The following is a 599-nucleotide window of genomic DNA, read 5'->3' as shown; positions in this document are numbered from 1 at the left end:
GGGCGCCCACCGGCCGGCGGGGTCGGCGACGACGACGCAGGCGCCCTCGGCGCCGAGGGTGAGCGGCCCCGCGCCGCTGCCGGTCGCGGCGTTGTGGTCCCATCGGGTGACGCCGGCGGCGGTGACCTGGACGAGCACCTCACCGGCACCGGGGGTCGGATCCTCGATCCACTCCACCCGCAGGTCCGTCGTGTGCTCGGTGATCGGATACGCTCGCGCCGCCTTCACTGCCGCCCCCGCCCCGGTCGGTCTCGCCCCCCATGCCGCTTTCGTCCCTATCTGTCACTCGACATACCCCTGGTACGGATATCGCACGCCTGGTCAGGGCCGGTACCCGCCGGTATGACGGGTACCGGCCCGTTGACCGATGCGAGCCGTCAGGACGGGAGCGTCCACTTCTGGTTGGCGCCCCCGGTGCAGTCCCAGATCTGCAGCCGGGTGCCGTTGGCCGAGCTCGGCCCGGTGGCGTCCAGACAGCGCCCGGACGCGGGGTTCACCAGCGAGCCGCCGGACGCCTGCCACCGCTGGGCGCCGGTGCCGTTGCAGTCGTACAGCTGGACCTGCGAACCGTTCGCGGTGCCGGCCGCGGTCACGTCCAT

Annotated in this window: 1 protein-coding gene and 1 pseudogene; both read right to left on the bottom strand. The window is 73.3% G+C overall.

Annotated features, from left to right (window positions below; translation table 11 throughout):
• A pseudogene (locus tag ACFFNX_RS52045) lies at positions 1-228 on the bottom strand (NADPH:quinone oxidoreductase family protein); the annotation flags it as partial.
• A 149-nt stretch (positions 229-377) separates the two neighbouring features.
• On the bottom strand, positions 378-599 hold a 222-nt coding region (locus tag ACFFNX_RS52040), incomplete at its 5' end, for a ricin-type beta-trefoil lectin domain protein (protein WP_378213900.1).

Source organism: Actinoallomurus acaciae (assembly GCF_042429965.1).
GTDB lineage: Bacteria > Actinomycetota > Actinomycetes > Streptosporangiales > Streptosporangiaceae > Actinoallomurus > Actinoallomurus acaciae.
The sequence above is the reverse complement of the archived record's forward strand: the minus strand, read 5'-3'. Positions and strand labels throughout refer to the sequence as shown.